Below are 26,764 nucleotides of genomic sequence, written 5' to 3'. Positions count from 1 at the left end.
AATCACATAAATTTATCCTAGTGAACGAGCGAGAATCTACCATATCAATCTCCATCCTGATGATTTATAAGATTAGTATAGCTAGATTTCTAGTTCGGTTAAAGATACCTTGTTATTGGGCGCTTACAATTGTTCGTTTTTATCCAGCCTCTTTACTAATTTCTATTATGGTTTCATCTGTGACTCAAGCATGGCTAAGAGTCGTTCTCGATCTAGCTTGAGATATACAATGGCTTGACCATTATGGATTTCAATATTTTCTAAAGCATATCCCTCAGCAGGCAGTGTAATTGGCAAAGTCAAATCATCTCTTCTAAAATCAGGAGAAATAGCATCCTTATCCAAGACCATACGCAATAAAAATTTTGGCAAGGGAATTTTCCCCAATTTAGCAGACTCAATGACCGCTTCTAACTGACCTTCCTTGGTTACCAAAGTCATATTCAACTCTAATTGGCTGGTTAGGGGATCAAATAGAACTAGAGGTTGACGAACTTGAAGATTAGATTGTTCAAAGCTAATAGCAGAATCTGCTAAATCTGACTTTTGTTCCTCCGAAAGATTCTCATTCAAAATGGATTTCAAGGTATTGTTCGAAACCACCATTTGTGAAGTCAATCCATCACCAGTAGAGGTTAAATTGGAAATCGCTTGCTGAATCAAGGTCACAAAATTCGTTTTATCTTCCCAAGTTCCAAACCGCTCTTGATCTGTCACAGGTTTACTCGGAAGCAAAAGATACCAAGTAATTCCTAGAAGTACCGCCAAGACACTCAAAAATTTAAGAAACCCTTTCATATTCTACCGCTCTTTCTACATTTACTATGCCCCTATTATACCATGCCTCACAACAAGCTAGACTAAAAAAGAGGTCGGAACAACTATACCTGAATATCCTCAATAATCCGTAACAAGCGTTCCCAATAATTGCTTTGCTGAGAGAGCTCTCCCTTGTAAGCCTGCACTTTATCTGGGAAATCGGTAATCATTCCATCTAATGGAGTTTGAAGATAGCGAACCATCTCTGTATCTTCATTAATAGTCCAAATATAAAGAGGCTTCTTCGCTTCTTTAGCTTCCTCCACTAATTGATCGGGATAAGAGAATTCCTCAACCGCTAAGAAGTCCACCTGATCCATTTGCAAATCACCAAAATTAAAAGGAATAACGTAGCCTGTCTCGATTTGTGGCTCCTTATCTTCTAATTCTCGCATTACCTGGTGTTTTAAAGACATCACTGGGTAAGTGTGTTCTGGATCCAAACGATTTAATTCCTCTAAAACAAGATCTACATAATCCTCAGGTTCCGATCCATGAGGTTTCAACTCAACCAAAAGCCTAATATTATTTTCCTTAGCTACTTGGACAAATTCTTCAAACGAAGGCAACTTTGCCTGATGACCATCTTGCGTTAAAGGAAGGCCAACCACCTCATCATAGGTCATATCGGCAACTTTTTTATCCAATCCTGCTAAACGGTTTAAATTATAATCGTGCATGACCACTAATTTATGATCCTTGGTCATCAAGACATCCATTTCAACGAGGTCTGCTCCTGCTTCTTTGGATGCTTTAATTCCTTCCAAGGAATTCTCCACAGCCTTTTTCACAAAACCACGATGCGCAATGGTTAATTGCTCCTTATTTAAAACCTGATTCACTAATTGCAAACCACTGGCTGCCATAAACAAAAGGAAAGCTAGGAGCATGCCTAGATAAAGTAAGAGGCGTTTCTCAGAAGCCTGCCCTCTATGAGCCACCAAATCCTTGGCAACGCGATTTTGGTGAATGATTTCCCAAAGAAGAAAGGTCATGAGAGAAATTTTACTCAAGAACGTAAAGCCATAAAGGATCCACTCAATAATGGTTAAAAAGAAACTCTGAATAACCAAGGATTGACCATTCGGATCAAAGACAGTCGAACTCCATACTGTCAGCAACACAATCAAAATGGCTAAGAGTGCAATCAGTGTCTCCGTTACAATCCAAGCTCCTAGGAGACGAGATTTTCCAGTCCGAGTTAATTCCCAAGACTCCCAGATGGCTTGGCGAATGGAAATTTGCTCCAAAGAAATCAGCGAGAGGGTAAAGATAAGCCGCACATTAATATAGATTACCAGTAAAAAGAGAATTGGCAACAACAAACTTCCCCAAGTTGACTTGGTTAATTCTCCCGTAATAAAGGCTGGTATATAAAGCTTACTTGTCAGCGATGGACCAAAACCCAAATTTGCTACTGGTATCAGAGAGATTAAATAGAGGAGAAAGACTGGTAAATCTAACCATCTTTGCTTACTAAAGCTTATCCAAGTATTCTGAAAAATATCACGCCATGAAAAATATTGCTGTTGATAAGCTCCATAGACAATCAGAGATAAAGCCGTCATTTCAAAAAAGATTAAGCCAGCAGTCACCACTAAAAAGAACAGCAAAGCGATTAAACTCACTGGATTTAACAGGATACTCATTAAATTATCGAGGCGTAAACTCTCCTGATCCGCTGAAAAAAGAATAAAGCGGAAGGAAAATTCTAGCAGATAGGCTCCAATAGTACCAATTAAAATCTGTAAAATTCCAATACGAATAAAATAAGTCCATAGATCCGATCCAAGGCCTTTGAAGACCTTACCGACATCTGTAAAAATTTTTTTCATACATTCTCCTCTAAGAAAAAGGCTGGAACACCGCGGCTCCAGTCTTTTATCATCCTATTAAAATAAAATTTTCTCACGTGTTTTTTCGTAAGATTTCACAAAACGTTCCGTTACCCCAGGCTCCACTGTCTCAAGGGCATCAGAGATACGTTGGAAAGAAGCTTGGTAGTCGAACTCCTCTTCAAAAATATGAAGAGATTCTTGGAAAGCTGCTTGAACCGTCTCGTCAAAGGAACGGTAACGGTTGGAATATTGAAGGAGTTGCTCTGTCAAGGTAGCATTCCCTACAATAGTATAAGTCTCTGCTTCCAACTCAGCCATATCTTGGTTAAGAATTTCCAAGAGACGATTTACAGATTCTACATCCACGCGCTCTTGATCCAATTCATTGAGAAGATCTTCTGCATTATGGCTAGCCGTAAAGAACAGACTCAAAAAAGATTGTGGAATGCCTGGTAATTTACGTTTTTCCATATACCGCTTAATCGTGTGCAACTTGTTAACAGCAATGCTCACCTTTTGACGAGCAGCACTGTCATCTTTTTCAATTTGCGCCAAGCTATCGCCCAATTCCATTTGCACATCTTCGATTTTTTCCAAACGTGCACGGCTGTCTTCCAATTCCTCTAAAACTTGTGAGAATGGAATTTCTTCCGCATGTTGGCTTTCATCAACTCGACTCATAACCAATTTTTCCATCGCAATCAATTCACTTTGAAGCTCATGAATTTGACGGATACCAGATTCTTTAACAATGTAATTCACAGAAAGACGTTCTGCTTCATCCACAAGATTCTGGTTATTACTTTGTGTATGGCGAAGATAGTTCGGCAAGCTTTGAATCAGCTTGTCCACTTCCTTCTTGGCATCCATCTCTTTGGTAAAGATAGCATATAGGCCATCAATATCTTCTTGGATAAGCTCATTTTCAAGCTTAGTGCTATCCAATTCCAAAGCCTTCAGGTTGGCTCCATTTTTTTGCAAGCGAGAATGTAATTGTTGGAAACGTGCTTCGATATCTGTTTCTTGGAAATGGTAATCCTCTTCCAACAGTTTCCGATAACCTGTCTCCAAATCATCTAATTGGTCTGGTAATTTACTTTCCAGTTGCTCCACAACTTCTGGAACACCTTCAACAATTTGTGATAAGGCTATGATGTAGTTCTCAGTTTTATCCAATACTTCAGCAGCCTCCACAGGGTCACCGGAGGAATTGAGCTTCACAAAGCGACTGAATTCAGCCTCAATATGCTCCATTTGAGTGCGAATTTCTGGCAGTGCTTGCCCATACTGAACTTCATTCTTCTCCACATTTTCTTGCAGTTTTTCAAACAAGTCCAAGGCATGGAGTACGCGTCCACTATTTTCAGCCTCTTGTTGTTCCAATTCTAAAACTGCCTGACGGATAGCCTGAACATCTTCAGATACCAAATTCAATTGACTCTCAACACTTCCAATCGTTTGCTTGGTTTTAATGAAACGGAAAGAATTGTTATAAGCCTCAGCCTCAAATAAATCTGTTTCAATGGCTGCAAAAGAATTAAGAGAAATATCCATCCACTTTTGGTGCCATTCCCGGAAATTTATTTGACTCTGACCAATCAAGTGCATACTCTTGACACGATCCATATCCTCATTGACTGGTAAGTTGAACAACTCCGTTTTTCTTTCTTCTAATTGCGTCAGAAGGGTATCATTCCTCTTCCGCAGTAAAATGGCCACAATATAGGCCACGATTAATAATACAACGATTACAATGACCAGTATAATCAACCCACTAGACATCCCATACTCCTTACATTTAATACTTGTAAACAAACAAACTTGATTATACCACAGTTTGCCTTGAAAATCCTAGAAATCATGACGAAATTCTTTAGATATCCAAAGTTGAATAAACTGCATTCGCTTCAATAAACTCTCTTCTAGGTTCAACCCGGTCCCCCATCAGCATATCAAAGACCCGATCGGCCTCAGCTGCATCATCAACAGAAACACGAGCCATTAAACGGTGGTCTGGATTCATGGTTGTCTCCCACAATTGGTGGTCATCCATTTCCCCCAATCCCTTATAGCGCTGAACACTTGGTTTAGAACGCCCAGAACTGTAGCGTTCTAAAGCTTCTTTCAATTCTTGTTCTTGGTTCGGTCCAGGCTGGATATATTCCTTGATTTCACTACCCACTTTAACCCCATAAATCGGAGGTTGAGCAATATAGACATAGCCTGCCTCTAAGACCGGTCTCATATAGCGATAAATCAATGTCAGGAGCAAGGTTCGAATGTGAGCACCATCAACATCCGCATCGGTCATAATCACCAATTTATGGTAGCGAGCCTTGGCTACATCAAAATCATCTGCAAAGCCAGTTCCCATAGCTGTAAAGAGAGAGCGAATCTCTTCATTGGCTAGAATCTTATCCATACTAGCTTTCTCTACATTGAGGATTTTTCCACGAATTGGCAAAATCGCCTGAAACTCCCGATTCCGACCAGATTTAGCAGAACCTCCAGCAGAATCCCCCTCCACGATAAAGAGTTCTGTTTGTGCTGGATCATTAGACGAACAATCGGCTAGCTTCCCTGGTAAATTCGAAATCTCCAAACCAGATTTTTTCCGAGTCACTTCACGCGCCCGTTTCGCTGCAATCCGTGCCTTGGAAGCTAGAATCCCTTTCTCCACAATCCGCTTAGCAATCTGCGGATTCTCCAAAAGGAAAGTCGTAAAGGCTTCTGAGAACAAGCGATTGGTGATCTTTACCACTTCACTATTCCCTAATTTCGTCTTCGTCTGTCCTTCAAATTGCGGATTAGGATGTTTAACCGAAATAACGGCCGTCAATCCTTCCCGAACATCATCACCGGTTAGGTTCTCATCCTTTTCCTTGAGGATCTTATTCTTCTTAGCATAATCATTAATCACCCGCGTTAAGGCTGTCCGGAAGCCCTGCTCATGAGTTCCCCCTTCATGCGTATGAATATTATTGGCAAAACTCATAAGAGTAGAATGGAAGCCACCGGTATACTGCATAGCCACTTCTACTGTTATTCCATCAAGCTCACCCTCCGTATAGATGGGATCATCAAACAATAGTTCCTTGTTCTCATTGATGTATTCAACATAGCTCGCAATCCCACCATCGTAATGGTAGTCCTTCCGCTGCTCCATCCCCTCCCGCTTATCTTCTAGCGATATGGACAAGCCACGATTCAAGAAAGCCAATTCTTGGATCCGTTTATTGAGTTTGTCAAAATCATAAACAGTTGTTTCAGTAAAAATCTCTGGGTCTGGAGTAAAATGGACCGTTGTCCCAGTTCGATCGGTCTGGTCAATCACTTTCAAATCAGCAACAACAACTCCACGTTGATATTCCTGATAATAGACTTGACCATTCTTATAAACCTTCACATCTAACTGAGTAGACAAGGCGTTGACTACAGAGGAACCTACACCGTGAAGACCACCGGAAACCTTGTAACCACCACCGCCAAATTTACCTCCAGCATGGAGAACCGTGAAGACCGTCTCAACTGCGGGACGACCCGTTTTTTCTTGAATATCAACAGGAATTCCCCGACCATCATCAATAACCGTAATCGAATTATTCGGTTCAATCATGACTTGCACATGTTTTGCAAAACCAGCCAAGGCTTCATCGATAGAATTATCGACAATCTCCCAAACCAAGTGATGCAAACCCTCCTTAGAGGTCGAGCCGATATACATTCCTGGACGCATCCGTACCGCTTCCAGTCCCTCTAAGACCTGAATCTGACTGGCATCATACTCCTGGGCATTTTTCTTTTTATCTTTGGCGTCAACCATCTGACTCCTCCACTCTTTTTATAAACTCCGTTAACTGGGAGGCACTATCAAATAGATAGGTAGCCATCCCGGCATTTTGGCCTGCAATCATATCCATTGGGCGATCCCCAATCACCAAACATTTCTCCAAATCATACTTCTCTTTCAAATATAGAAACGCCTCTGGACTAGGCTTGCGCGCAAACCCCTGATTGGAAGTAACGATTTCTGTAAAATAGGACAATATGCCTGTTGCTTTTAAAATTTCTATAACTTGCTGATCTCGGTGTGAGACTAGAAAATGACGAGCTCCCGCCACCTGAAGATCCTCCAATAGCTGGGGGATACCTGAAAACAATACAGGCTGGGCAAGTTCTTTGGATTCTTCCAAGCGGTATTTCCGACGAAAATCGGGAATACCTGCCGCATAGCGTAAAATCGCCACATCTGTGGCTTCCTTTAAACTGGCATAGATTTCCTCTAAATCAGCAGTACGCCCTTCTTGTTCAAGGGTTCGTAAAAATGCTTGGCTAGAAGAGACATAATTGTCCAATAAAGTCCCTCCTAAATCCCAAATAAAACTCTGAAATTTCATTCCCTAATTATACCATATTTTAGAAGAGGCAGCTAGCCCAAAAAAGCCCTAGAATAGCATTCTAGGGCTTTTTAAATCCTCATATTTATTCAAATAAATCGGTGTAAAGCATCGCTTTGCGTAAGCCCTGACTATCTCCCCCCAAAACGTCTACTAAGGCATACGAGAAAGCTAAGGCAGAGGCTGGACCACGACTGGTGATCACACGTCCATCCTGGACAACCGTTTCCTTCTTGTAGTGACCCGCTTGAATCTCCTTCTCAAAGCCATCATAACTGGTATAAGATCGATTATCCAACAATCCAGCTTTTTCTAAAGCGATAGGAGCTGCACAGATAGCTGCAACAAAATTTCCCTGAGCCTCCGTTTGCGCAATCCAATTCCGAAGTTCCTCATGGTCCCGAAGATTCTTGGCTCCAGGCATTCCCCCTGGTAAGACAACCAAGTCAAAGAGGGGAAGATCTGGGGTCCAGATCTGGTCCATTTGCACTGTAATACCATGAGAGCCTGTCATTTGGGCTTGAATCCCAACCATTTGGCAGTCAAATTCTGCCCGACGTAAAACATCTACAACTGTCAGTGCTTCGATTTCCTCGAAACCGTCTGCAAAGAGTACAGCAATTTTTTTCATATAAGTCTCCTTTATAGTGTTTGTCGTAAGACAACCTTTCTTCTTTTTGGCCGGACACGGCCTTCTTCTTCATCCCGCAAATGATTTTGATAGGCAATAGACAAAATAAGTCCAATTCCAATCAAATTGGAAATGATGGAAGAGCCTCCCTGAGAAATAAATGGAAGGGGAATCCCAGTCAAGGGTAAAATGCCCGTTACAGCTCCAATATTTTCAAAAATATGAAACAAGAGCATGAGGATATAACCGGTTGAAATATAGGTGTAGAAAGGACTACGTGAGTGAACAGTAATCCGAACCATACGTCCAATCAGTAGGAAGTAAAGTAGGAGCAGAACCAAACCGCCAATCAAACCGAAGTCCTCGGCAATCACTGTAAAAATCATATCACTCTCACGGACTGGAATTTGCAGATTGGAAACATTATAACCCTGTCCCGTCAAGCCACCAACCCCAATAGCAATCTGCCCTTGGGCTTGCTGGAAGGTTGTTGTCTGGGCAAAGTCAAAAGGATTGAGCCAAGCCAAGATCCGGTTAATCTGGTAAGTCGGCATCCCCAATTGATGAAGAAAGGCACGTCCTTCCTCCTGCGATAAGAGAGCCACAAATCCTCCCGCTAATACCGTAAAGAAAGCTGACACAGGGACAATGATTTTCCATGTAACATTCGCAATCAGAACCATACCAGAAAAAATGGCTAAATAGACCATCGCTGTCCCTAAATCATGTTGCAATCCTAGCAGTAGCAGGACTGGAAGAGTGGCTAGGGTTAGGACCCCGATAATTTTCAAGTCAAACCCAAGATTCCTCTTCTCCCCAAGTTGACGCTTATGGAGCCAATCTATGATTTGGGCTAACATCAGAATGTAGGGAATCTTCATAAATTCTGACGGCTGAAAGAGCGTCATTCCATTAATGGACACCCAGTTCTTAGCACCAGTTGAGGCCACCAAATCTGGACTGTAGTAAATCAAGGGAAGAACCATCAGCCCAAGGCCTAAAGTATAGAGGAGAGGGGTCATCTTCCACAAGAAGGACTGGGAGAAAAACATAGTAATAAAACCAACAAGCAAACCCAATAAAATCCAAGCCCCCTGCTGTAACAACATAGTCCAAGCCACTTGGGGATAATCATGACTAAGAGCCACATATAGAGCTGCTAAACCGATAGCTAATAAGGAAAAAACATAAAGTAAGATACCGTAATCAATACGAGCATCTATTTTTAAGGGTTCTCTAAACATGGACCTCAACTTTCTTCATAACGTTCAAAAAAATTAGCAATTTCATAGGGAATTAGGTCTTGAGGACGAATCAAGAATTCCCCACCTTTACGGATTTCTTCCTGTAAAATAGAACCGTACCCCTTCCTGGCTAGGCGCCCATCTAAAATAAGGACAGCCGACACTTGGTTCTCCCGTCGTCGCAAACGTCCCATCATCTGTTGAAGGCGTTGCCCCGCCAAAGGAAGCAGGAAATCATCAAAAGGTTTAAGCCCCTCTACCTCTAACGTTCGAGACAACTTATCCACCAGAATGTTTTTCGGATTCGCAAAAGGAAGACGGACAACAACTTGAATCGCTTGGTCCAACCCCTTCAAGTCGACTCCCTCCCAGAAAGAGCCTAGAGCCAACAATACTTGGTGATCTCCTCGCTCAAAACGCTTGCGCAAGACCTGATTATCCTGTCCTTCTACCTGAGCTAAACAAGGAACAGACAGATTTGCCGCAACCCGATTTAAGAGATCACGGGAGGAAAATACCACCATAATAGGATGTCCCATAGGATAGAGTCTCTCAATCCAAGTTCCTACAAAATCGGCATAGGCCGAAAAATTCATAAGACTCACATCCGGGAATTCCGAGCTAGTCAGGACAAGCTGCCTTCCCAACTTAGAACCAGGAAAGGAAGCAACATCAACCTGATCAATTCCTGCCAACTGGAGCAAGTTCTGTGCCAATGATGCATCCAAACTTGCCGAGATTAGGTAGCTGTGCCGACAAGTTACTATCCCTGAACCCAGCTGAAAGTAGTCCCCGCCAACCGCAACCAGCTCCTCTTGAGATTTTCGTCCACGCAAATAGAAGGTGACTCCCTCTTCAAAGAAAAAGCGGAAACAATCCGGCATCCGGTCCAAGCCAAGGTTAAAGATAAGTCCTTGAATTTTTTCCAAACTTCCCTTATCCAATTCCAAGTAATGGTTCCCCGCCTGCTGCACCTTCCAAATCTCCAACTCAACTTGGAGTTCCTGCAAAAGTTTCAAACGTTTCCGTTCTTTTTCAATTACCGTAACTTCCTCTAGCCTTTGTTCCAATTCCAAATAGGGAATTTTCAGAGCATTAGCTTCTTCCAAGCCCCGCAAAAGGGACTGTGCTTCATCAAGGACCAGATAGGTATCTGAAAATAAGGCAGGATAAGATTCCATTAAATGGGGCAAAAAGGCGTGGTTAGTCACCACAATGGGGCAGGTAGCCAGTTGTTCTTCCAAACGGCGCCAAAAATCCAAGGTTGGAAATAGACTACGGTCTCTAAGTTTCCCAGAATGGCGTAAATCTTTTAAGATATGTTCCAAACGATAAGCTTGGCCAATCTCATCCAAATCACCCGTTTCAGTCTCTGCCAACCACACCAAAATCTGCATCAGAAAACGACCAATCGATCGTTTCGTCCAATCTGCTTTTTTCAAGTAGGTATAAAGGGCGTCCAGACTCACAAAATTCCGAGGACTCTTAACACCAAGAACTTCAAGACCAAATGTTTGGGATAGAAGCTCTCCCTCCTGCTCTAAAAGTTGCTGCATCAGGATTTTAGTTGGTACAGACACGAGCAAGCGTCCTCCCTGATTCAGATCTTGAATCAAGGTCAAAAGATAAGCCCAGGTTTTCCCACTGCCCACCTCTGCTTGAAGGACCGAGACTCCTTTTTGGGCTTTCGTGCTATCAATATGGCTTGCAAAGGCTGCTTGAACAGGACGAGCCTCTAAACCAAGTCTCAAGAAGTTTTCCTGCCAAGTTCCTAAAGATGCCTCTCCAACAACAGACCGTTTGGGCTTTCTTAAGTAGAGGCCATGCTCCAATAGGATAGCAGAATCACTGCTCTCCTCCATCTGCCCCAAACAGTCTTGAAAAATGAGGCCTGTTTCATACAATAAAGCATCTGATTTTTTCCACAGTTGCTCTACCAAGCCTTTGGGAAGTCCCTGAATTCGCTCCATCAAGACCAGTAGCAATTCTGCCGTTGCCTGGGCATCTGCTAAAGCAGTATGAGCGTTCTCTAAAGGAATCTCAAACTCCTGACACAAACTACCCAGAGAATAATTTTGAAGACGGGGAAAACAAACCTGAGCTAATTCTACCGTGTCCACACGCGGAGTCCGCAACTCGTAGCCCTCCCAAAACAAAGACTCCGCCAAAAGATTCGCATCAAAGGTTACATTGTGGGCTACAAAAACAGCATCTTCCAATAAATCATAAATGACTCCCGCCACCTGACTAAACAGTGGGGCCTGCATCAATTGTTGGTCTGTAATCCCTGTCAACTCAATGATGTGTTGATCCAAGGCTTCCTGTGGGTTTACATCCGTCTGATAGCTTTGTATAATTTCACCATTCTCTAAGAGAACAATCCCCACCTGAATAATCTTGGCCTGATTACCTGGATTGGTGGCTTCAATATCCACAATGGCATACTTCTGATTCATCCTTTTCATAGTGTCTAAATTATAACACATGAAAGACTATCAACCTATCTAAAAAAGAGGAATCTGTGACTCGAAATTTTTAACATTTCCCGACTCACACATTCCTCATATACTATTCAATTACTGGATTCTCCATTTGAGATAGGCGTCCATAAAACCATTCAAATCCCCGTCCATGACCTTATCCACCTGGGCCACTTCATAGCCTGTACGGTGATCTTTCACCATGGTGTAAGGAGTAAAGACATAGGAGCGGATTTGACTCCCCCAGGTAATTTCTTTTTTATCACCTTTAAGGGCATCAACTTCAGCTGCCTTTTTCTCTTGTTCAAGTTGATAGAGTTTTGCTTGTAATAATTTCATAGCCCGATCTCGGTTCCCGTATTGGGTCCGATCTACTGTGGACTGGGTCACAATCCCGGTTGGGATGTGGGTCAATCGAACCCCGGTCGATACTTTATTGACGTTTTGTCCACCAGCTCCTCCTGAACGGAAGGTGTCCATTTTAACTTCATCATCACGAATTTCTACCTCAATGGTATCGTCTAACTCTGGCATTACTTCGACAGATGTAAAGGAGGTATGGCGACGCTTGGCAGAATCAAAAGGCGAAATCCGAACAAGACGGTGAACCCCCATCTCTGATTTGAGCAGGCCGTAAGCATTCGGGCCTTCAAAGGAGAGGGTAACACTCTTAATCCCGGCTTCATCTCCAGCTTGGTAATCCAAGGTCTCAACTTTAAAACCATTGGCATTCCCGAAACGGGTATACATGCGCAGTAACATATCGCCCCAATCCTGAGCCTCGGTTCCACCCGAACCTGGATGAATTTCCAAAATCGCATTGTTATGGTCATAAGGCTCAGATAGGAGCAAGGTCATTTCATACTGGGTCATCCGTTGCTCTAAATCTTCCAATTTCTCCAGTAGCTCCTCCTGAAGACTCTCATCCTCACTTAGCCATTCAAAGAGCAATTCGGACTCGTCCGCCAACTCCTCCATTTGATGGAAATTATCATAGGTTTGCTTACGCTCATTCAATTCTTGAGACACCTTCTGCGCCGCCTGATTATCATTCCAAAAATCAGGATGGGTCATCTGGTGCTCCAATTGCGCAATTTCCTCCTCTAAAGCCTCTAAGTCAAAGAGACCCCCTAAAAGATGTTATTTTTTCACGATTGGCAGCCAAGCGCTGCCGAATTTCTGCATTATCCATTCTGCATCCTCCTCAAGATTCTTCACCCTATTTTAACGTAAAGAAGCCTTTAGGTCAAAGGCCTGATAGGCCTGATCCAACTCACTCAGTAAGACTAGCTTATCCGCTTCCGGCAAAAAGGCTGCCTGGGCACTATCACGGGTAATCTGATACACATCCCCCACTGTCAAGGAGCCTACTTGGGCATCCAAAATACCAAACTCTTGAGTCAAGCTGCTAGAGGACACCGTCCGATTATCCGTATTAATACTGACGGCTAGTCCAGTTTCCCGAAACACAGCAAATGGATACGTTTCCCAAGAGACAGAAGCTCCTGTCTGCAAGTTAGAAATCGGGCACATTTCAAGCAAGATTCCTTCCGATTTCAAGGTTTCTGCTTGGGATAGATCCTTAATTAAGGCAATTCCATGCCCAATGCGATGTGCTCCATAATCCACTGCCCAAAGGACATTATCGAGATTTCCTGTTTCCCCTGCATGAGCTGTAAAGGGAATACCTGCTGCCCTTGCTTCTAGAAATAAGTCCTGAAAAAGGGGCATCGGATACTTACTCTCATCTCCTGCTACGTCAAGGGCTACCACACCTTGCCCCAGATATTTCTCAGCTAAACCAAGCACTTGACGATTAACTGCCTCAGACCGTCCCCGCATCATACAAAGAATTAAGCCTAGACGGATGGGATAAACTGCCTGCGCTAGCTTAACTCCCTCAATAGCTGCTTGAACTACTTGCTCCATGGTAAAAGTCGGTGTTTGAATAAAATCCGGTGAAAAACGAATTTCCAAATACCGAACACCCTCCGCCGCAGCCTGTTTGGCTACACTAAGCACCGCAATAATCATCGCTCGCTCAGAAGCCAAGACCTTGGTGGTCACAGGAAAACACCGCAAATACTCGGTTAAATTCAAACAGTTGGCTGGCGCTACCGCCTCCTTTAGAAGCTCCTCCTCCTTTTTACTGAGACCTTCCAATTGGTAAAGACGGCTTAGAGCATAAAGGTCAACAGAGCCATCTAAATGGCAATGCAGTTCCACTTTGGGCAGATTTAATAGGGTTTCCATGATTCATCCTCTCAGATAGATTTTTCCTATCATACGATATTTCTGAGTGTTCGTCAATGACATTTCAAAAATTCCCACCAAAAAGAATAGGAAACCCACACTTTCTGCTTCCAACGAACTTAAAAGATTCGTGATTTTACGAATAAATCAAATACAATCATCGTTTAAAATCTAGTATGCAAATGACACAAGAAAACCAACCTCTATTAATCACTCACTAACAATGTCCTCATTCATGAGCCAATCAACAATGTAATCAACCTTTATCCCATCAATCTCATTCACTCCTTCATACCTCCCCGTTATCAAGGTTTTCTTGAAGTTGTCTTTGATTAACAACAAATTATCTGTTTCATGACTATTTTCTGGAATTTGGTAGGCAACTTGGTAGTATTCAACCATCTCACCTTTCTTGGCAATAAAATCTATCTCTTTGTCATCTAATCTTACAACATTGACGTTATAACCTCTTCTTAATAATTCCACAAAAACAATATTCTCCAATCGATTCCCTTGATTACTATTGCTAAAACTTATAGCGTGGTTCCTTAACCCATTATCAACCATGAAGTATTTTGCATTGTTCCTTAAAAGAGCCTTTCCTCTAATATCATAAGACTTTGTTTCATAAAATAGAAATGCGTCTTTTAATAGTTCCAAATACCGTACCATTGTATGGTTCGAAACTTCGATTTTTTCATTTTTTAATACATTAACAATTTTACTAGGGTTAACGAGTTGTCCAACATTATCCGCTAAATACGAAACGATATTTTTAAGCATCTGAGTATCTCTGATTCTTCCCCTTGTTGCAATGTCATTTAATAAAATAGAATCATATATCCCAGAGAGGATACTCTCTTTTAAGTATTCATTCGACAAGACAACACCTGGAAATCCGCCATACTTTTCATACTCTCTATAAGCAATATCAACCTCTCTAGATTTTTCATCAATCCCTTTCACAGCTAGAAATTCTTTGAAGGAAAAAGGATAGACTTCAATCTCTACATATCTGCCACTCAGTAAGGTAGCCAACTCTCCAGATAATAACTTGGCATTGGAGCCTGTTATCGTAATATCACAATTATAACTAACCCGCAATCCATTGATAACCCTTTGCCATCCCTCAACAAATTGAATTTCATCCACCAATACATAAAATGAATCATTATTTTTAGGGATTACATTCAAAATAGTCTCTCTAAAATCTTCTGCTGTAGTGATTAATTGATTTTCAAAACTCTCTAAATTTAGATAGATGATATTCTCTTCCCTAATCCCTGACTCTAATAAATAATCTTTATACTGCATTAATAGGACCGATTTCCCACACCGTCTAACCCCAGTTATAACTTTAATAAAATCAGTATCTTTAAAATCAAGCACTTTTTTTAAATAAAACAATCTCTGATACATTTCCATCTCTCCTTAATTGGAAGTATACTTCCAATTATACCTATTCTTTGTCTTTTTTGGAAGTATACTTCCAATTTTTATCCATTCTTCGATTTTTTGGAAGTATACTTCCAGTTTTTAACTAGAATCTCAGGGAGTCTACTAGACAGTCTGATCTGACAACCGTTAAAGCGTTTTTGAAAAAGCACAAAAAGCAGTGAGCAGATCCTATCTCAAGGAACTGTCCACTGCTTTTTTAGTTCAAATCTTCTTAAATAGCGTTTTTATCCAGCCCCATCCGGCGTTGGATCCATTTAACCACTTCAACAATCACCAACATGAGAACACTTCCAATAAGAACAACAGTCCATTGTTCCAAGTTCAGTTCTGTTACGTGGAAGATTTTTTCCAAAGGCTTCACAACAATTGTAGCTGCAAGTAGCACGAAGGAAACAACGATGGACCAGTTAAAGGTCTTAGACTTAAATGGGCCAACCGTAAAGATGGATTGGTAAACAGATTTAACGTTAAAGGCATGTACCAATTGGATCAAACCAAGGGTCGCAAAGGCCATGGTCAAGGCATCAGCGTGAATCGCTTCATATCCAGAATGCACTGGATTTTGAATAGCATACCAGTAAACCGCCAAGACGAGAAGTCCTTGAAGAATACCTTGGTAGATAATGGAACTGAGTACCCCACCAGAGAAAAAGCTGGAATTACGGCCACGAGGCTTGTGCTGCATGACACCTGGTTCTGCTGGTTCAACTCCAAGGGCAATCGCTGGGAAGGTATCTGTAACCAAGTTAATCCACAAGAGGTGAACAGGTTCCAAAACATCCCATCCAAAGAGGGTTGCCAAGAAGATGGTCAAAACTTCTGCAGTATTGGCAGAAAGAAGATACTGGATCGTTTTCTGGATATTGGAGAAGACCTTCCGACCTTCTTCAACCGCCACGATAATGGTTGCGAAGTTGTCATCCGCAAGAACCATATCAGACGCTCCTTTAGAAACCTCTGTACCAGTAATCCCCATTCCGATACCGATATCGGCTGTCTTGAGGGCTGGCGCATCGTTAACACCATCCCCAGTCATGGCTACAACCTTACCTTGGTTTTGCCATGCTTTCACAATCCGCACCTTGTGTTCAGGAGACACGCGTGCATAAACCGAATACTGACCAACTACTTTTTCGAATTCCTCGTCAGATAATTCGTTAAGTTCGGCACCGGTCAAGACATGATCTTCTGTATCTGCTGGATCAATGATTCCCAAACGTTTGGCAATTGCTTCAGCCGTATCTTGGTGGTCACCTGTAATCATGATTGGACGAATGCCGGCTTCTTTAGCCACACGCACCGCTTCTGCTGCTTCCGCCCGTTCTGGGTCAATCATTCCAATCAAACCAGTGAAGATCAAATCATTCTCCAAGTTCTCAGAAGTCAAGTCTTCTGGAACAGCATCGATGATCTTATAGGCACCTGCAAGAACCCGCAAGGCTTCCTTAGCCATTGCAGAGTTATTTTGGGCAATCAACTGGCTAACTGTCTCATCAATCGGAGCCACTTCTCCAGCCTTATCACGACTGACACAACGTTTTAAGAGTTGATCCGGCGCTCCTTTCACCGCTACAAGGAAACGACCATCTTCCAAGGGGTGAACGGTTGACATGAGTTTGCGATCCGAATCAAATGGCAACTCTGCAACCCGTGGGAATTTTTCCAAATAAGCGGTCACATCCAAGCCCTTGTCCAAAGCATATTGAATAAAGGCTGTTTCAGTCGGATCTCCGATGAGATTTCCATCCGCATCAATCTTCGTGTCATTGGCCAAGACGACAGAGCGAAGAACTGGCAAATCTAAGCCAAGCTCGAGGTCATCTGTTGAATCATGAAGTTCTCCATCATAGAAGACTTTCTCAACTGTCATCTTGTTCATGGTTAAGGTACCAGTCTTATCACTGGCAATAATCTCCGTGGATCCAAGAGTCTCAACGGCTGGCAAGTTTCGAACAATGGCATTTCGTTTAGCTAAAACCTGAGTTCCCAATGCCAAAACAATGGTTACGATAGCTGGTAAACCTTCTGGAATAGCTGCAACCGCCAAGGCTACGGCTGTCATCAAGCCTTCCAGCCAAGGTTGACCTCGGAAAACAACACCGACTACAAAGGTCACTGCTGCAATCCCTAAAATAGCAAAAGTTAAGAATTTAGATAGCTGATTCAGATTTTCTTTCAACGGTGTTGCGGTTTCATCTGCGTTTTGCAACATACCTGCAATATGACCAACTTCAGTATACATACCAGTATTAACAACGACCCCCATTCCACGACCATAGGTCACATTGGAATTTTGGAAGGCCATATTAACCCGATCTCCAATCCCAGCATCTTCAGCTAGGCTAGCAGCCAAGTCTTTTTCAACTGGAACAGACTCCCCTGTCAGAGCAGCCTCTTCAATTTTTAACGAATTAGCCTCCAACAAACGCATGTCTGCTGGGACAACATCTCCTGCTTCAAGAAGAACAATATCTCCTGGTACTAGTTCTTTCGAAGAAATCTCCGTAACATTCCCATCACGTAGAACACGCGCCGCAGGTGTAGACATATTCTTGAGAGCTTCAATTGCCTCCTCTGCCTTTCCTTCCTGGTAAACACCAAACATGGCATTAATGACAACTACGGCCAAAATAATGAGGGCATCCGCAATATCATGTCCACCAGAAGTGATTACTGACAAGGCTGCAGCAATCAAAAGAATGATAATCATCAAGTCCTTAAATTGCTCTAGGAATTTTTGGAGGAGGGTCTTTTTCTTCCCTTCGTCCAACTCATTGGCACCAAATTGCTCCAGACGTTCTTTTGCCTGAGCAGTTGACAGACCTTCTAACTTAGAGTCGACGAGATTCAGTGTTTCCTCGGGACTCTTGGTAAAAAAGGCAACTCGTTTTTGTTCTTTTGACAAAACTCTCCTCTTTCCAGTCTCTTTTTGGCAACAAAAAGAGACTTGTTTTATTGAACAAGTCTCGCTATTTCATCCAAGGCCGGAAATTTCTTTCGGATTGACGACCTTGTCACGGTAGAACCGTTAGCTACTCCCTTGATATCTATAGTATTGTATCAAATCTTCTAGACAATCGCAAGTTGCAACTCTGAAAAGCCACCACTAATCAGGTTCTACTTGGTTTTCCAGGTAAGGCGGAAATCATAGTGAGCAAAGACAGACTCTCCATCAACTGCCAACAATTGATAGGTCATGGTAAGGCTCTGCTCGACTAAATCTAATTGGTAAGCATCGGTTTGGCTGATAAACTGCTGCAAGCCCATCGGTGTATGAATACCAACAGGGACTTGTTTTTGATCGACAAAACGCATGATGGACTGGGGTTGACTAAAACGTGTCATGACCAGTTCATCCTCTTTAAACTTGAGGACTACCTTTTCCCCTTCCTCATTTTTATAAAGGAAATAGGTGAAATCTCCTTTTTGTCGTTGTTCAGCTTCATAGGCTTGGTGGACCACTTCACTTTGGTCACCAACTTGAATATAGTTGGTTATTTCAATCTTCACGGTAAAACTCCTCAATGGTTTGACAAATCTTATCAACACTTGGTCGAACTTGGTTTTCCAGACTTTGGGCTGCCGGTATTGGACTGAAAAGGCTCGTTAAGCGTTTGAGGCGACCTTGATAGCCCAGTTCCACAAGGGAAGCCATAATCTCTGCTGCCACTCCGAAATCCCCATAACTCTCTGTTACAATCAGAGTTTTATCCGATTTCATGGCTGCCTCCAACAATCCTTGACGGTCCAAGGGACTGATTGTTACTAAATCGACCAAGGTCACTTGGTAGGGTAGGCTCTCTAAAGCTTCTTGAACCAGAGGAAGCATAGCACCAAGGGCAATAATCGTTAAATCTTCTCCCTCTTGGATGACCTTAACCTTGCCCAACTCCACTTCATAAGCCTCCTCTGGAACATATCCAATTGTCTTATAGAGAGACTTAGGCTCCAGGACCAAGACAGGATCTGGGCTAGCCACTGCTGCCATCAGTAATCCTTTAGCATCATAGGGATTACTAGGCATCACTACTTGGAGCCCAGGAACATGAGCAAACCAAGCTTCCAAGCTTTGGGAATGCTGGGTTCCAGCTCCTGTTCCTCCCCCTGAAGCAGCTCGTACAACCACAGGTGCCGTCATACTTCCACAAGAGGTGTAGGCAATTTTAGCCATTTGATTGACCACTTGATCCATCGCTACTGTCAGAAAATCAGAGAATTGAATTTCCATGATTGGACGTTTGCCTAGAATCGCAGCCCCCATAGCAACCCCTGTCATCGCAGCTTCTGAAATGGGGGTTTCTAACACACGGTCGGGAAACTGATCAATCAGTCCTTTCGTTGCGCCAAATCCACCTCCATAAATACCAATATCCTCCCCTAATACAAAGGCTCTTGGGTCCATCTCTAAGATTTGTTTTTGGGCTTCTCGAACCGCTTCCAAAAAATTGAGCTGTCTTTCTTTTTCCATTTGCTTGACCTTTTTATTCTGCAGCTGGGCTCCTAAAAGCTTCCGCTGCTTCTTCCATTAACGTTTGATAGATAGATTCTTCCAAAAAGGCTAGTTCATCTTGGGTATAATACCCTTCACTTAAAATAAAGCCTCTTAAAGCAACAATCGGATCCTGGTAGTTCAAGTATTCATCCTTGGTACGGTAGTCCTCTTTATCTGAGCGAGAATGCCCCCGGAAACGATAGGTTGTCACCTCCATCAACACCGGTCCGTTCTTCAGAGCCTCACGCGCCTGAAGAAACGCTTCTGCAACTGCAAAAATATCCTGCCCGTTGACCTTGAGACTCTTCATATCGTAATGATGTCCCCGTGTGACAATATCACCTGCAGTCATATGATCCGTATAAGAAGACATGGCATACTGATTATTCTCAATTACAAACACGATCGGTAATTTCCACACACTGGCTAAGTTAAGGCTTTCATGAAAGGTGCCTTGATTGGTAGCTCCATCACCCGAAAAACACAGTACTATCTGGTCTCTCGCATCCATTTGAATAGCCTTGGCCAAGCCCAAAGCAATAGGAAAATTCCCTCCCACAATACCATTCCCGCCAATAAATCCTTTGGAGAAATCCGAAATTTGCATCGAGCCTGCACGACCACGATTGGTCCCCGATTGACGACCAAAAATTTCCGCATACATAGCCTTTGTCGAGAGTCCCTTTGCAATGGCATGCCCATGATTGCGATGGGTTGATAAGGCAAAATCAGCTGGATTCGCTAAGGACAAAATTGCTGTGGCTATCGCTTCTTCTCCATTATATAAGTGAGTTGTTCCATAGACCTTCCCCTGACTATTGTAATCATCTAGGATATTCTCAAATTGGCGAATACGGACCATGGTTTCATACCAGGAAAGAATCAGCTCCGATGTCCATTTCTTTGACATAACTTACCCTTTTTCGTTTTTCTTATCCCTATTCTATCAAAAACAAAATCGATTCCCAAATGGAGACCCTCAGTCTAGTTGGAATTAGGGGAATTGATGAATTTGTGGTAAAATGTTGCTATGATTGAAAAGGTTTTTCGAGATCCAATTCACAACTACATTCATGTTAATCACCCTATTATTTATCAATTGATTAACAGCAAAGAATTTCAACGGCTACGTCGAATCAAACAGCTGGGAACCTCCAGTTTCACCTTTCATGGGGGCGAACATAGCCGTTTTTCACACTGCCTCGGAGCCTATGAGTTAGCTCGTCAAGTCACACAGAATTTTACGGAGTCCTATCCAGAGGTTTGGGATCCACACGAAAATCTCCTAACCATGACTGCAGCTTTACTTCATGATATTGGACATGGAGCCTACTCTCATACTTTTGAAGGGCTTTTCCATACCGATCATGAACTCATGACCCAACGGATTATTCTAGATCCGAGCAGTCAGGTACACCAAATTTTACTTCAGGTAGCACCCGACTTTCCTGAAAAAGTGGCCAGTGTGATTGACCACACTTACCCCAATAAACAGGTCGTACAACTTATTTCCAGTCAAATCGATGTCGACCGCATGGACTACCTCCTACGCGACTCCTATTTTACCGGAACTCACTATGGGGAATTTGATTTAACACGAATTCTACGAGTCATGAGACCTGTTGCCAACGGAATCGCCTTTCAACGAAATGGGCTTCACGCCGTTGAAGATTACATTGTCAGTCGCTTCCAAATGTATATGCAGATCTACTTCCACCCCGCAACACGAGCCATGGAGGTCCTCCTCCACAAACTCTTGGAACGGGCTCGGAAACTATTCCCTGATTATCGCGATTACTTTGCCTATTCTTCCCCTCGCCTACTCCCTTTCTTCCAGGAAGAAGTGAGCTTGGAAGATTATCTGGCACTGGACGATGGTGTTTTGTCCACCTATTTCCAATCTTGGATGAGTAGCCCCGACAAAATTCTTTCAGACTTGGCTCAGCGAGTCATCAACCGGCATGTCTTCAAGTCCGTCCTCTTTGAGAAAGAAGACGAGGAGCACCTTGAAATACTTCGGGAGCTGGTTCAAGAGGTCGGCTTTGATCCTATTTATTACACAGCTATCCACCGCAACTTCGATTTGCCCTACGACATCTATCGACCTTCTGAAGGACGTTCTAAGACTCAAATTGAAATCCTACAGAAAGATGGCAGCTTAAAAGAACTTTCAAGCCTATCCCCCTTGGTCCAGGCTTTAACTGGAACCCGCTACGGAGACCATCGCTTTTATTTCCCCAAGGAAATGCTGGGCGAAAATGATCTCTTTTCCTTTCAAGGAAAAACCTTCCGATCCTACATTAAAAACGATAGCTTTATTTATGGAGAAACTAGAGAATGAGTATCAAATTAGTTGCCGTTGATATCGACGGAACCTTAATCACACCCGATAAAAAAATCACACAGGAAGTAAAAGACGCCGTCCGTGATGCTAGCAAGGCTGGAGTGCAGGTCGTTATTGCCACTGGTCGGCCAGTTGCCGGAGTACAGTACCTCCTCCAGGAATTAGAACTCAACAAACCTGGACATTATGTTATCACCTTCAATGGAGCCCTCGTACAAGATACTGCGACTGGTCAAGAATTAGTCAAAGATATCCTAACCTACCAAGATTATCTAGATATTGAATACTACTCTCGCCTTCTTGGTGTCCACATGCATGCCATCACCAAAGAAGGGATTTTTACAGCCAACCGGAATATCGGTAAATACACCGTCCATGAATCCCAATTGGTCAATATGCCCATCTTCTATCGAACTCCAGAAGAAATGGCAGGCAAAGAAATCATCAAAACCATGTATATTGATGAACCAGAAATATTAGACGCTGCGATTGCCAAGTTGCCAGCAGAATTCTATGATCGTTTCACCATCGTCAAGTCTACACCTTTTTATTTAGAGATTCTAAAAAAGAGTGCCAATAAAGGGCGGGCTATTCAACAATTGGCTCAAGAACTAGGCTTCACAATGGAGCAAGCCATGGCCATCGGGGACGAAGAAAATGACTTAGCCATGCTAGAAGTCGTCGGCCACCCCGTCGTCATGGAGAACGGTAATCCAAAGGTCAAACAAATCGCCAAACACATCACCAAGTCCAATCAAGAGTCTGGCGTAGCTTATGCTATTAGAAAGTGGGTCTTAAACTAATGTATACGTATCAAATCGGAATACCTGCCGAAGAGCATGATGCTTTTACCAAGGAAAGCGAACAGACCAACCTACTCCAGAGCTCTAATTGGGCAAAGATTAAGGACAATTGGGGAAATGAACGCATCGGTTTTTACCAAGACGGAATCTTAGTAGCCTCTGCTTCCATCTTAATCAAACCGCTTCCCCTAGGTTTCACCATGCTCTATATTCCAAGAGGACCGATCATGGATTACAGCAACCTAGAACTCGTTACTTTTGTCGTGAACTCCTTAAAAGAATTTGGAAAAACCAAGCGTGCACTCTTTGTTAAATTCGACCCAGCTTTACTTCTCAAACAATTTGCAATCGGAGACGACAGTAGCGACAATTCTGAAAACTTGCTCGCGATTGAAAATCTTATTCAAGCTGGATGCGAATGGACTGGGCGAACACAAACAATGGCAGACAGTATTCAACCTCGCTTTCAAGCCAATGTCTACACCAAAGAAGATATGTCTTCAAGCTTCCCCAAACATACCCGCCGATTAATGAAAGATGCCAAAAATCGTGGGGTCATCGCTACAAGAGGAACGATGGATGACCTTAAAAAATTCTCTAAGATTGTGGAATTAACTGAAAACCGCAAAGGAGTCTCTCTGCGTAATCAAGACTATTTTCACAAAATGATGACCATCTATGGCGACGATGCTCGACTTCATGTCGCAAAAGTCAACCTCCCAAGACGTTTAGCCCAGTACCAAGAACAATTAGCACAAATTGAAACTGAGTTAGCTCAAACAGATCCTCATCAGAAAAAACGTTTAACAAAACTGACCCAACAGAAAGAATCTGTAGAAAAATATATCAAAGAATTCCAAGGCTTTGTAGAGCGTTTCCCAGGTGAAGAAGAACTAATTATCGCCGGAATCCTATCTGTTTCCTTTGGCAATGTCATGGAAATGCTTTATGCGGGTATGGACGAAAACTTTAAGAAATTTTATCCTCAGTATATTCTCTACCCACAGGTATTCCAAGATGCTTATGAAGATGGTATTATCTGGGCCAACATGGGAGGAGTCGAAGGAAGCTTGGACGATGGCTTAACCAAGTTCAAATCGAATTTTAATCCCAAAATTGAAGAGTTTATCGGGGAATTTAATATTCCAGTTAATAAACTACTCTATAAATTATCCAACACAGCTTACACTATTCGTAAACAATTACGAAATCGACACTAATCACAGATACACCACGGAAGGAGGTTTTATTTATGTACCACTACCAAATCAATATTTCTACTGAAGAATTTGATGCCTTTATTCGCCAGCATCCCCAAGCAAACCTCCTTCAGAGTAGCTCTTGGGCTAGCATTAAAGATAATTGGAAGAGTGAGCGACTGGTCATACATGATCAATCTGAAACAATTGTGGCTGCAGTCCTCATCTTAATTCGCCCCCTACCTCTAGGATTTACCATGCTCTATACCCCCCGCGGACCGATTATGGACTACCAGAATCAAGAATTAGTTAGCTATGTCCTAGAAACTCTCAAAGAACGGGCTAAAAAACATAAGGCTATCTTTGTCAAATTTGATCCCAGTCTATTTCTCACTAAAACCTTTCCAGACGGAACTGTTGAACAAGATCCACAAACACAAGTAGCCCTGAAACACCTCCATACAGCAGGTGCAAAATGGTTAGGACCTAGCGAGGAACTCGAGGAAACAATCCAACCTCGCTTCCATGCCAATATTTACAGTGCCTTTTTTGAAGAAAGCAACTTGCCAAAGAAAAGCAAGCAAACTATCCGCACCGCTAAAAACAAGGGTATTGAGATCCAGTTTGGAGGTGAAGAGCTACTAGATTACTTCGTGGATTTAATGAAACAAACTGAGATACGCAAGCAAATCTCCCTACGCGGAAGGGACTACTACCAAAAACTACTTTCTACGTATGGCGATGATAGCTTCATCACAATGGCTTTTCTGAACCTAACCAATCGGATCCAAAAATTACAAACTGAACTCCTCCAGAAAGAGAAGGAAGCAGCTAGTTTTACAGACCAAACTCGCCAAAATAAGGTTCTACAAAACCAAAAAGACCAAGAACGAATTCAATCAGAATTAGTCTTTTTAACCCAAATGCAGGAAAAATATGGAACACAGGTACCACTTGCAGCCACCTTAACCTTGGAATATGGACCAACAGCCGAAAATATCTATGCGGGAATGAATAACGATTTCAGTCGTTACCAAGCTCCAATTTTAACCTGGTTGGAAACTGCCAAACACAGTTTCCAGCGTGGAAAAAATTGGCAGAACCTCGGTGGAATTGAAAACAATCTTGATGGTGGGCTGTATAACTTTAAGAAAAATCTCTCCCCTGTCATTGAAGAATTTGTCGGTGAATTTGATTTACCTACCAGTCCCCTATACTCGCTGGCTAGCTTCGCACTTAAACTTCGAAAAAAAATAAGGAAATAAATTTCATGTTAGAGACGATAACTTCCCAAGAATTTGAACAGCTAAATGTTGAAAAACGCTCCTACATGCAGAGCCCAGAAATGGCTAGTCTCTTAGAAAAACGAGGCTATACTATCGAATTCTTGGCCTATAAAGAAAGCGATCAAATCCAAGTCGCAGCCATGATCCAAACGATGCCCATGACAGGTGGACTACATATGGAGATTGTACTGGGTCCCCTAGTATTGGACTCCAAAGGGTTGAAGCCTTTCTATCAAGCTTTAAAAACTTATGCTAAAGAGAAAGGAGCTCTAGAATTAGTTCTCTTTCCTGAAAGCACCTATCAAGAATATGATTCTGTCGGTCAGCCGCTTGGAGATCCAAATACCTCTGAACTAGACTTATTAACAGAGTTAGGGTATCAATTCCAAGGCTTCCAAACAGGTTACTCCTCCTCTGCACCCAATTGGATTTACCTAAAGAACTTAACAGATCTTGATGAAAAAACTCTCTTAAACTCCTTTACAAAAAATGGAAAAGCGCTTGTCAAGAAAGCCAATACTTTTGGTATTAAACTACGACCACTAGCTAGAGAGGAACTCTCACTGTTCAAAAATGTCACAGAAGCGACTTCACAACGTCGAAATTTTTCTGATAAAGACATCTCTTATTACGAATATTTCTTTGATAGTTTTGGAGAACGAGCTGAATTTATGGCAGCCTTCTTAAATTTTCAAGAATATGCCCAAGAAATCCAAAAAGGACATCAAAACTTAGCTCAAAAAATTGCTAACTTAGAAGCTCGACCAGCTAGTACCAAACGGGACAACCAATTGCGAGAATTCCACTCACAGCTCGAAACCTTTGAGGTTCGACTAACGGAGGCTCAGGACTTTATCTCAAAATATGGCTCCAAAGACATACTACTAGCTGCTTCTCTCTTCCTCTATATGCCAAAAGAAGTTGTCTATCTCTTCTCTGGCTCTTACCCTGAATTCAATAAATTCTACGCTCCCACTTTACTTCAAGAATATGCCATGAAAGAAGCTATCAAACGAAATATCTCTCACTACAATCTTCTAGGTATTATGGGAGAATTTGATGGCCAAGATGGAGTTCTTCGTTTTAAACAAAACTTTAATGGCTACATTCAGCAAAAAACAGGAACATTTATCTACTATCCTTCTCCTCTAAAAGCTAAATTTATACAAGTGATGAAAAAAATCCTTGGATGTTAAACCAAGAATCACTAAAAACGGTCACCCAAACTGATACGTACCGTGTCAAGTAGACAGTTGAAATAAATAAAATGTTTGATACCAGACTGCCTTGAGTTTAGGCGGTCTGGTTTTTCTTATTGGCAATATCTTTCCAAAAATCAATGTATTTTTTAGCTTGCTTAATTGGATAGTGGGTTACGTGTTTTGGATTTGCCTTTGCCTTTGCCTCAGCTCTTACTTGTGCAGGTGTCTTTCCTCCAAATCTCTCCTGTGGATCATGATGATGGTAGTAATCAATTGTCTTTTCATAGGCTTCCTTCATCTCTTCGAAAGTAGCTACAT

20 protein-coding genes and 1 pseudogene are annotated in these 26,764 nt (G+C 42.3%); 5 read left to right on the top strand and 16 right to left on the bottom strand.

Annotated features, from left to right (window positions below):
- Window positions 1-165: 165 nt before the first annotated feature.
- The 15 genes from E4T71_RS03780 to E4T71_RS03710 form a co-directional block, all read right to left on the bottom strand.
- On the bottom strand, window positions 166-798 hold the full coding sequence (locus tag E4T71_RS03780; protein ID WP_135037043.1) for a hypothetical protein: 633 nt from the start codon (window positions 796-798) through the stop codon (window positions 166-168).
- Between the two features lie 83 nt (window positions 799-881).
- Entirely contained in the window at window positions 882-2,654 is a 1,773-nt protein-coding gene (locus E4T71_RS03775) for a glycerophosphoryl diester phosphodiesterase membrane domain-containing protein (RefSeq protein WP_135037040.1), read from the bottom strand.
- A gap of 57 nt (window positions 2,655-2,711) precedes the next feature.
- Window positions 2,712-4,439 carry a septation ring formation regulator EzrA gene (ezrA, locus tag E4T71_RS03770; protein WP_135037038.1) on the bottom strand — a complete coding sequence of 576 codons (1,728 nt, stop codon included), beginning with the start codon at window positions 4,437-4,439 and terminating at the stop codon, window positions 2,712-2,714.
- Between the two features lie 91 nt (window positions 4,440-4,530).
- Window positions 4,531-6,480 carry a DNA topoisomerase (ATP-hydrolyzing) subunit B gene (gyrB, locus tag E4T71_RS03765; protein ID WP_135037035.1) on the bottom strand — a complete coding sequence of 650 codons (1,950 nt, stop codon included), beginning with the start codon at window positions 6,478-6,480 and terminating at the stop codon, window positions 4,531-4,533.
- Window positions 6,473-7,054 carry an HAD-IA family hydrolase gene (locus tag E4T71_RS03760; protein ID WP_135037032.1) on the bottom strand — a complete coding sequence of 194 codons (582 nt, stop codon included), beginning with the start codon at window positions 7,052-7,054 and terminating at the stop codon, window positions 6,473-6,475. Before E4T71_RS03760 ends, gyrB begins: the two co-directional genes overlap by 8 nt.
- Window positions 7,055-7,139: 85 nt before the next feature.
- The gene (locus tag E4T71_RS03755) at window positions 7,140-7,685 is read right to left on the bottom strand and encodes a DJ-1 family glyoxalase III (RefSeq protein ID WP_135037029.1); all 546 of its coding nucleotides are present in this window, start codon (window positions 7,683-7,685) and stop codon (window positions 7,140-7,142) included.
- 11 nt (window positions 7,686-7,696) lie between these two features.
- Window positions 7,697-8,929 (bottom strand): FtsW/RodA/SpoVE family cell cycle protein, encoded by a 1,233-nt coding sequence (locus E4T71_RS03750; RefSeq protein WP_135037026.1) that lies wholly within the window; start codon window positions 8,927-8,929, stop codon window positions 7,697-7,699.
- 5 nt (window positions 8,930-8,934) lie between these two features.
- Window positions 8,935-11,385 (bottom strand): helicase C-terminal domain-containing protein, encoded by a 2,451-nt coding sequence (locus E4T71_RS03745; RefSeq protein WP_167758468.1) that lies wholly within the window; start codon window positions 11,383-11,385, stop codon window positions 8,935-8,937.
- Window positions 11,386-11,505: 120 nt separating this feature from the next.
- A protein-coding gene (gene prfB / locus E4T71_RS03740) for a peptide chain release factor 2 (RefSeq protein ID WP_135037018.1) occupies window positions 11,506-12,601 on the bottom strand; the annotation gives its coding sequence in 2 pieces (ribosomal slippage) (window positions 11,506-12,528 and window positions 12,530-12,601; 1,095 coding nt in all).
- A 32-nt stretch (window positions 12,602-12,633) separates the two neighbouring features.
- Window positions 12,634-13,662: an adenosine deaminase gene (add, locus tag E4T71_RS03735; protein WP_135037014.1), complete on the bottom strand. Its 1,029-nt coding sequence runs from the start codon at window positions 13,660-13,662 to the stop codon at window positions 12,634-12,636.
- A gap of 210 nt (window positions 13,663-13,872) precedes the next feature.
- Window positions 13,873-15,081 (bottom strand): ATP-binding protein, encoded by a 1,209-nt coding sequence (locus E4T71_RS03730; RefSeq protein ID WP_135037011.1) that lies wholly within the window; start codon window positions 15,079-15,081, stop codon window positions 13,873-13,875.
- Window positions 15,082-15,331: 250 nt separating this feature from the next.
- The gene (locus E4T71_RS03725) at window positions 15,332-18,025 is read right to left on the bottom strand and encodes a cation-translocating P-type ATPase (RefSeq protein ID WP_135037008.1); all 2,694 of its coding nucleotides are present in this window, start codon (window positions 18,023-18,025) and stop codon (window positions 15,332-15,334) included.
- Window positions 18,026-18,237: 212 nt separating this feature from the next.
- Entirely contained in the window at window positions 18,238-18,630 is a 393-nt protein-coding gene (locus tag E4T71_RS03720) for a DUF1934 domain-containing protein (RefSeq protein WP_135037005.1), read from the bottom strand.
- Window positions 18,620-19,588, bottom strand: a complete 969-nt coding sequence (locus tag E4T71_RS03715; protein WP_135037002.1) for an alpha-ketoacid dehydrogenase subunit beta — start codon at window positions 19,586-19,588, stop codon at window positions 18,620-18,622. The genes E4T71_RS03720 and E4T71_RS03715 overlap by 11 nt, the downstream gene beginning before the upstream one ends.
- A 13-nt stretch (window positions 19,589-19,601) precedes the next feature.
- Window positions 19,602-20,522, bottom strand: a complete 921-nt coding sequence (locus E4T71_RS03710) for a thiamine pyrophosphate-dependent dehydrogenase E1 component subunit alpha (RefSeq protein ID WP_135036999.1) — start codon at window positions 20,520-20,522, stop codon at window positions 19,602-19,604.
- 120 nt (window positions 20,523-20,642) lie between these two features.
- Between E4T71_RS03710 and E4T71_RS03705 the strand changes: the two genes are divergently transcribed.
- From E4T71_RS03705 to E4T71_RS03685, 5 genes are read left to right on the top strand one after another with little or no spacing between them, the layout of a single operon-like run.
- Window positions 20,643-21,953, top strand: a complete 1,311-nt coding sequence (locus tag E4T71_RS03705; protein ID WP_135036996.1) for an HD domain-containing protein — start codon at window positions 20,643-20,645, stop codon at window positions 21,951-21,953.
- Window positions 21,950-22,759 carry a sugar-phosphatase gene (gene yidA / locus E4T71_RS03700; RefSeq protein WP_135036993.1) on the top strand — a complete coding sequence of 270 codons (810 nt, stop codon included), beginning with the start codon at window positions 21,950-21,952 and terminating at the stop codon, window positions 22,757-22,759. Before E4T71_RS03705 ends, yidA begins: the two co-directional genes overlap by 4 nt.
- Entirely contained in the window at window positions 22,759-23,979 is a 1,221-nt protein-coding gene (locus E4T71_RS03695; protein WP_135036991.1) for an aminoacyltransferase, read from the top strand. Before yidA ends, E4T71_RS03695 begins: the two co-directional genes overlap by 1 nt.
- 32 nt (window positions 23,980-24,011) lie before the next feature.
- On the top strand, window positions 24,012-25,223 hold the full coding sequence (locus E4T71_RS03690) for an aminoacyltransferase (RefSeq protein ID WP_135036988.1): 1,212 nt from the start codon (window positions 24,012-24,014) through the stop codon (window positions 25,221-25,223).
- 5 nt (window positions 25,224-25,228) lie between these two features.
- On the top strand, window positions 25,229-26,440 hold the full coding sequence (locus E4T71_RS03685; protein WP_135036985.1) for an aminoacyltransferase: 1,212 nt from the start codon (window positions 25,229-25,231) through the stop codon (window positions 26,438-26,440).
- Window positions 26,441-26,537: 97 nt separating this feature from the next.
- Here the strand turns inward: E4T71_RS03685 and E4T71_RS09770 are convergent.
- Window positions 26,538-26,764 (bottom strand): annotated as a pseudogene (locus E4T71_RS09770) (hypothetical protein); the annotation flags it as partial.

It is taken from the genome of Streptococcus sp. WM07, assembly GCF_004570525.1.
Classification (GTDB): domain Bacteria; phylum Bacillota; class Bacilli; order Lactobacillales; family Streptococcaceae; genus Streptococcus.
The sequence above is the reverse complement of the archived record's forward strand: the minus strand, read 5'-3'. Positions and strand labels throughout refer to the sequence as shown.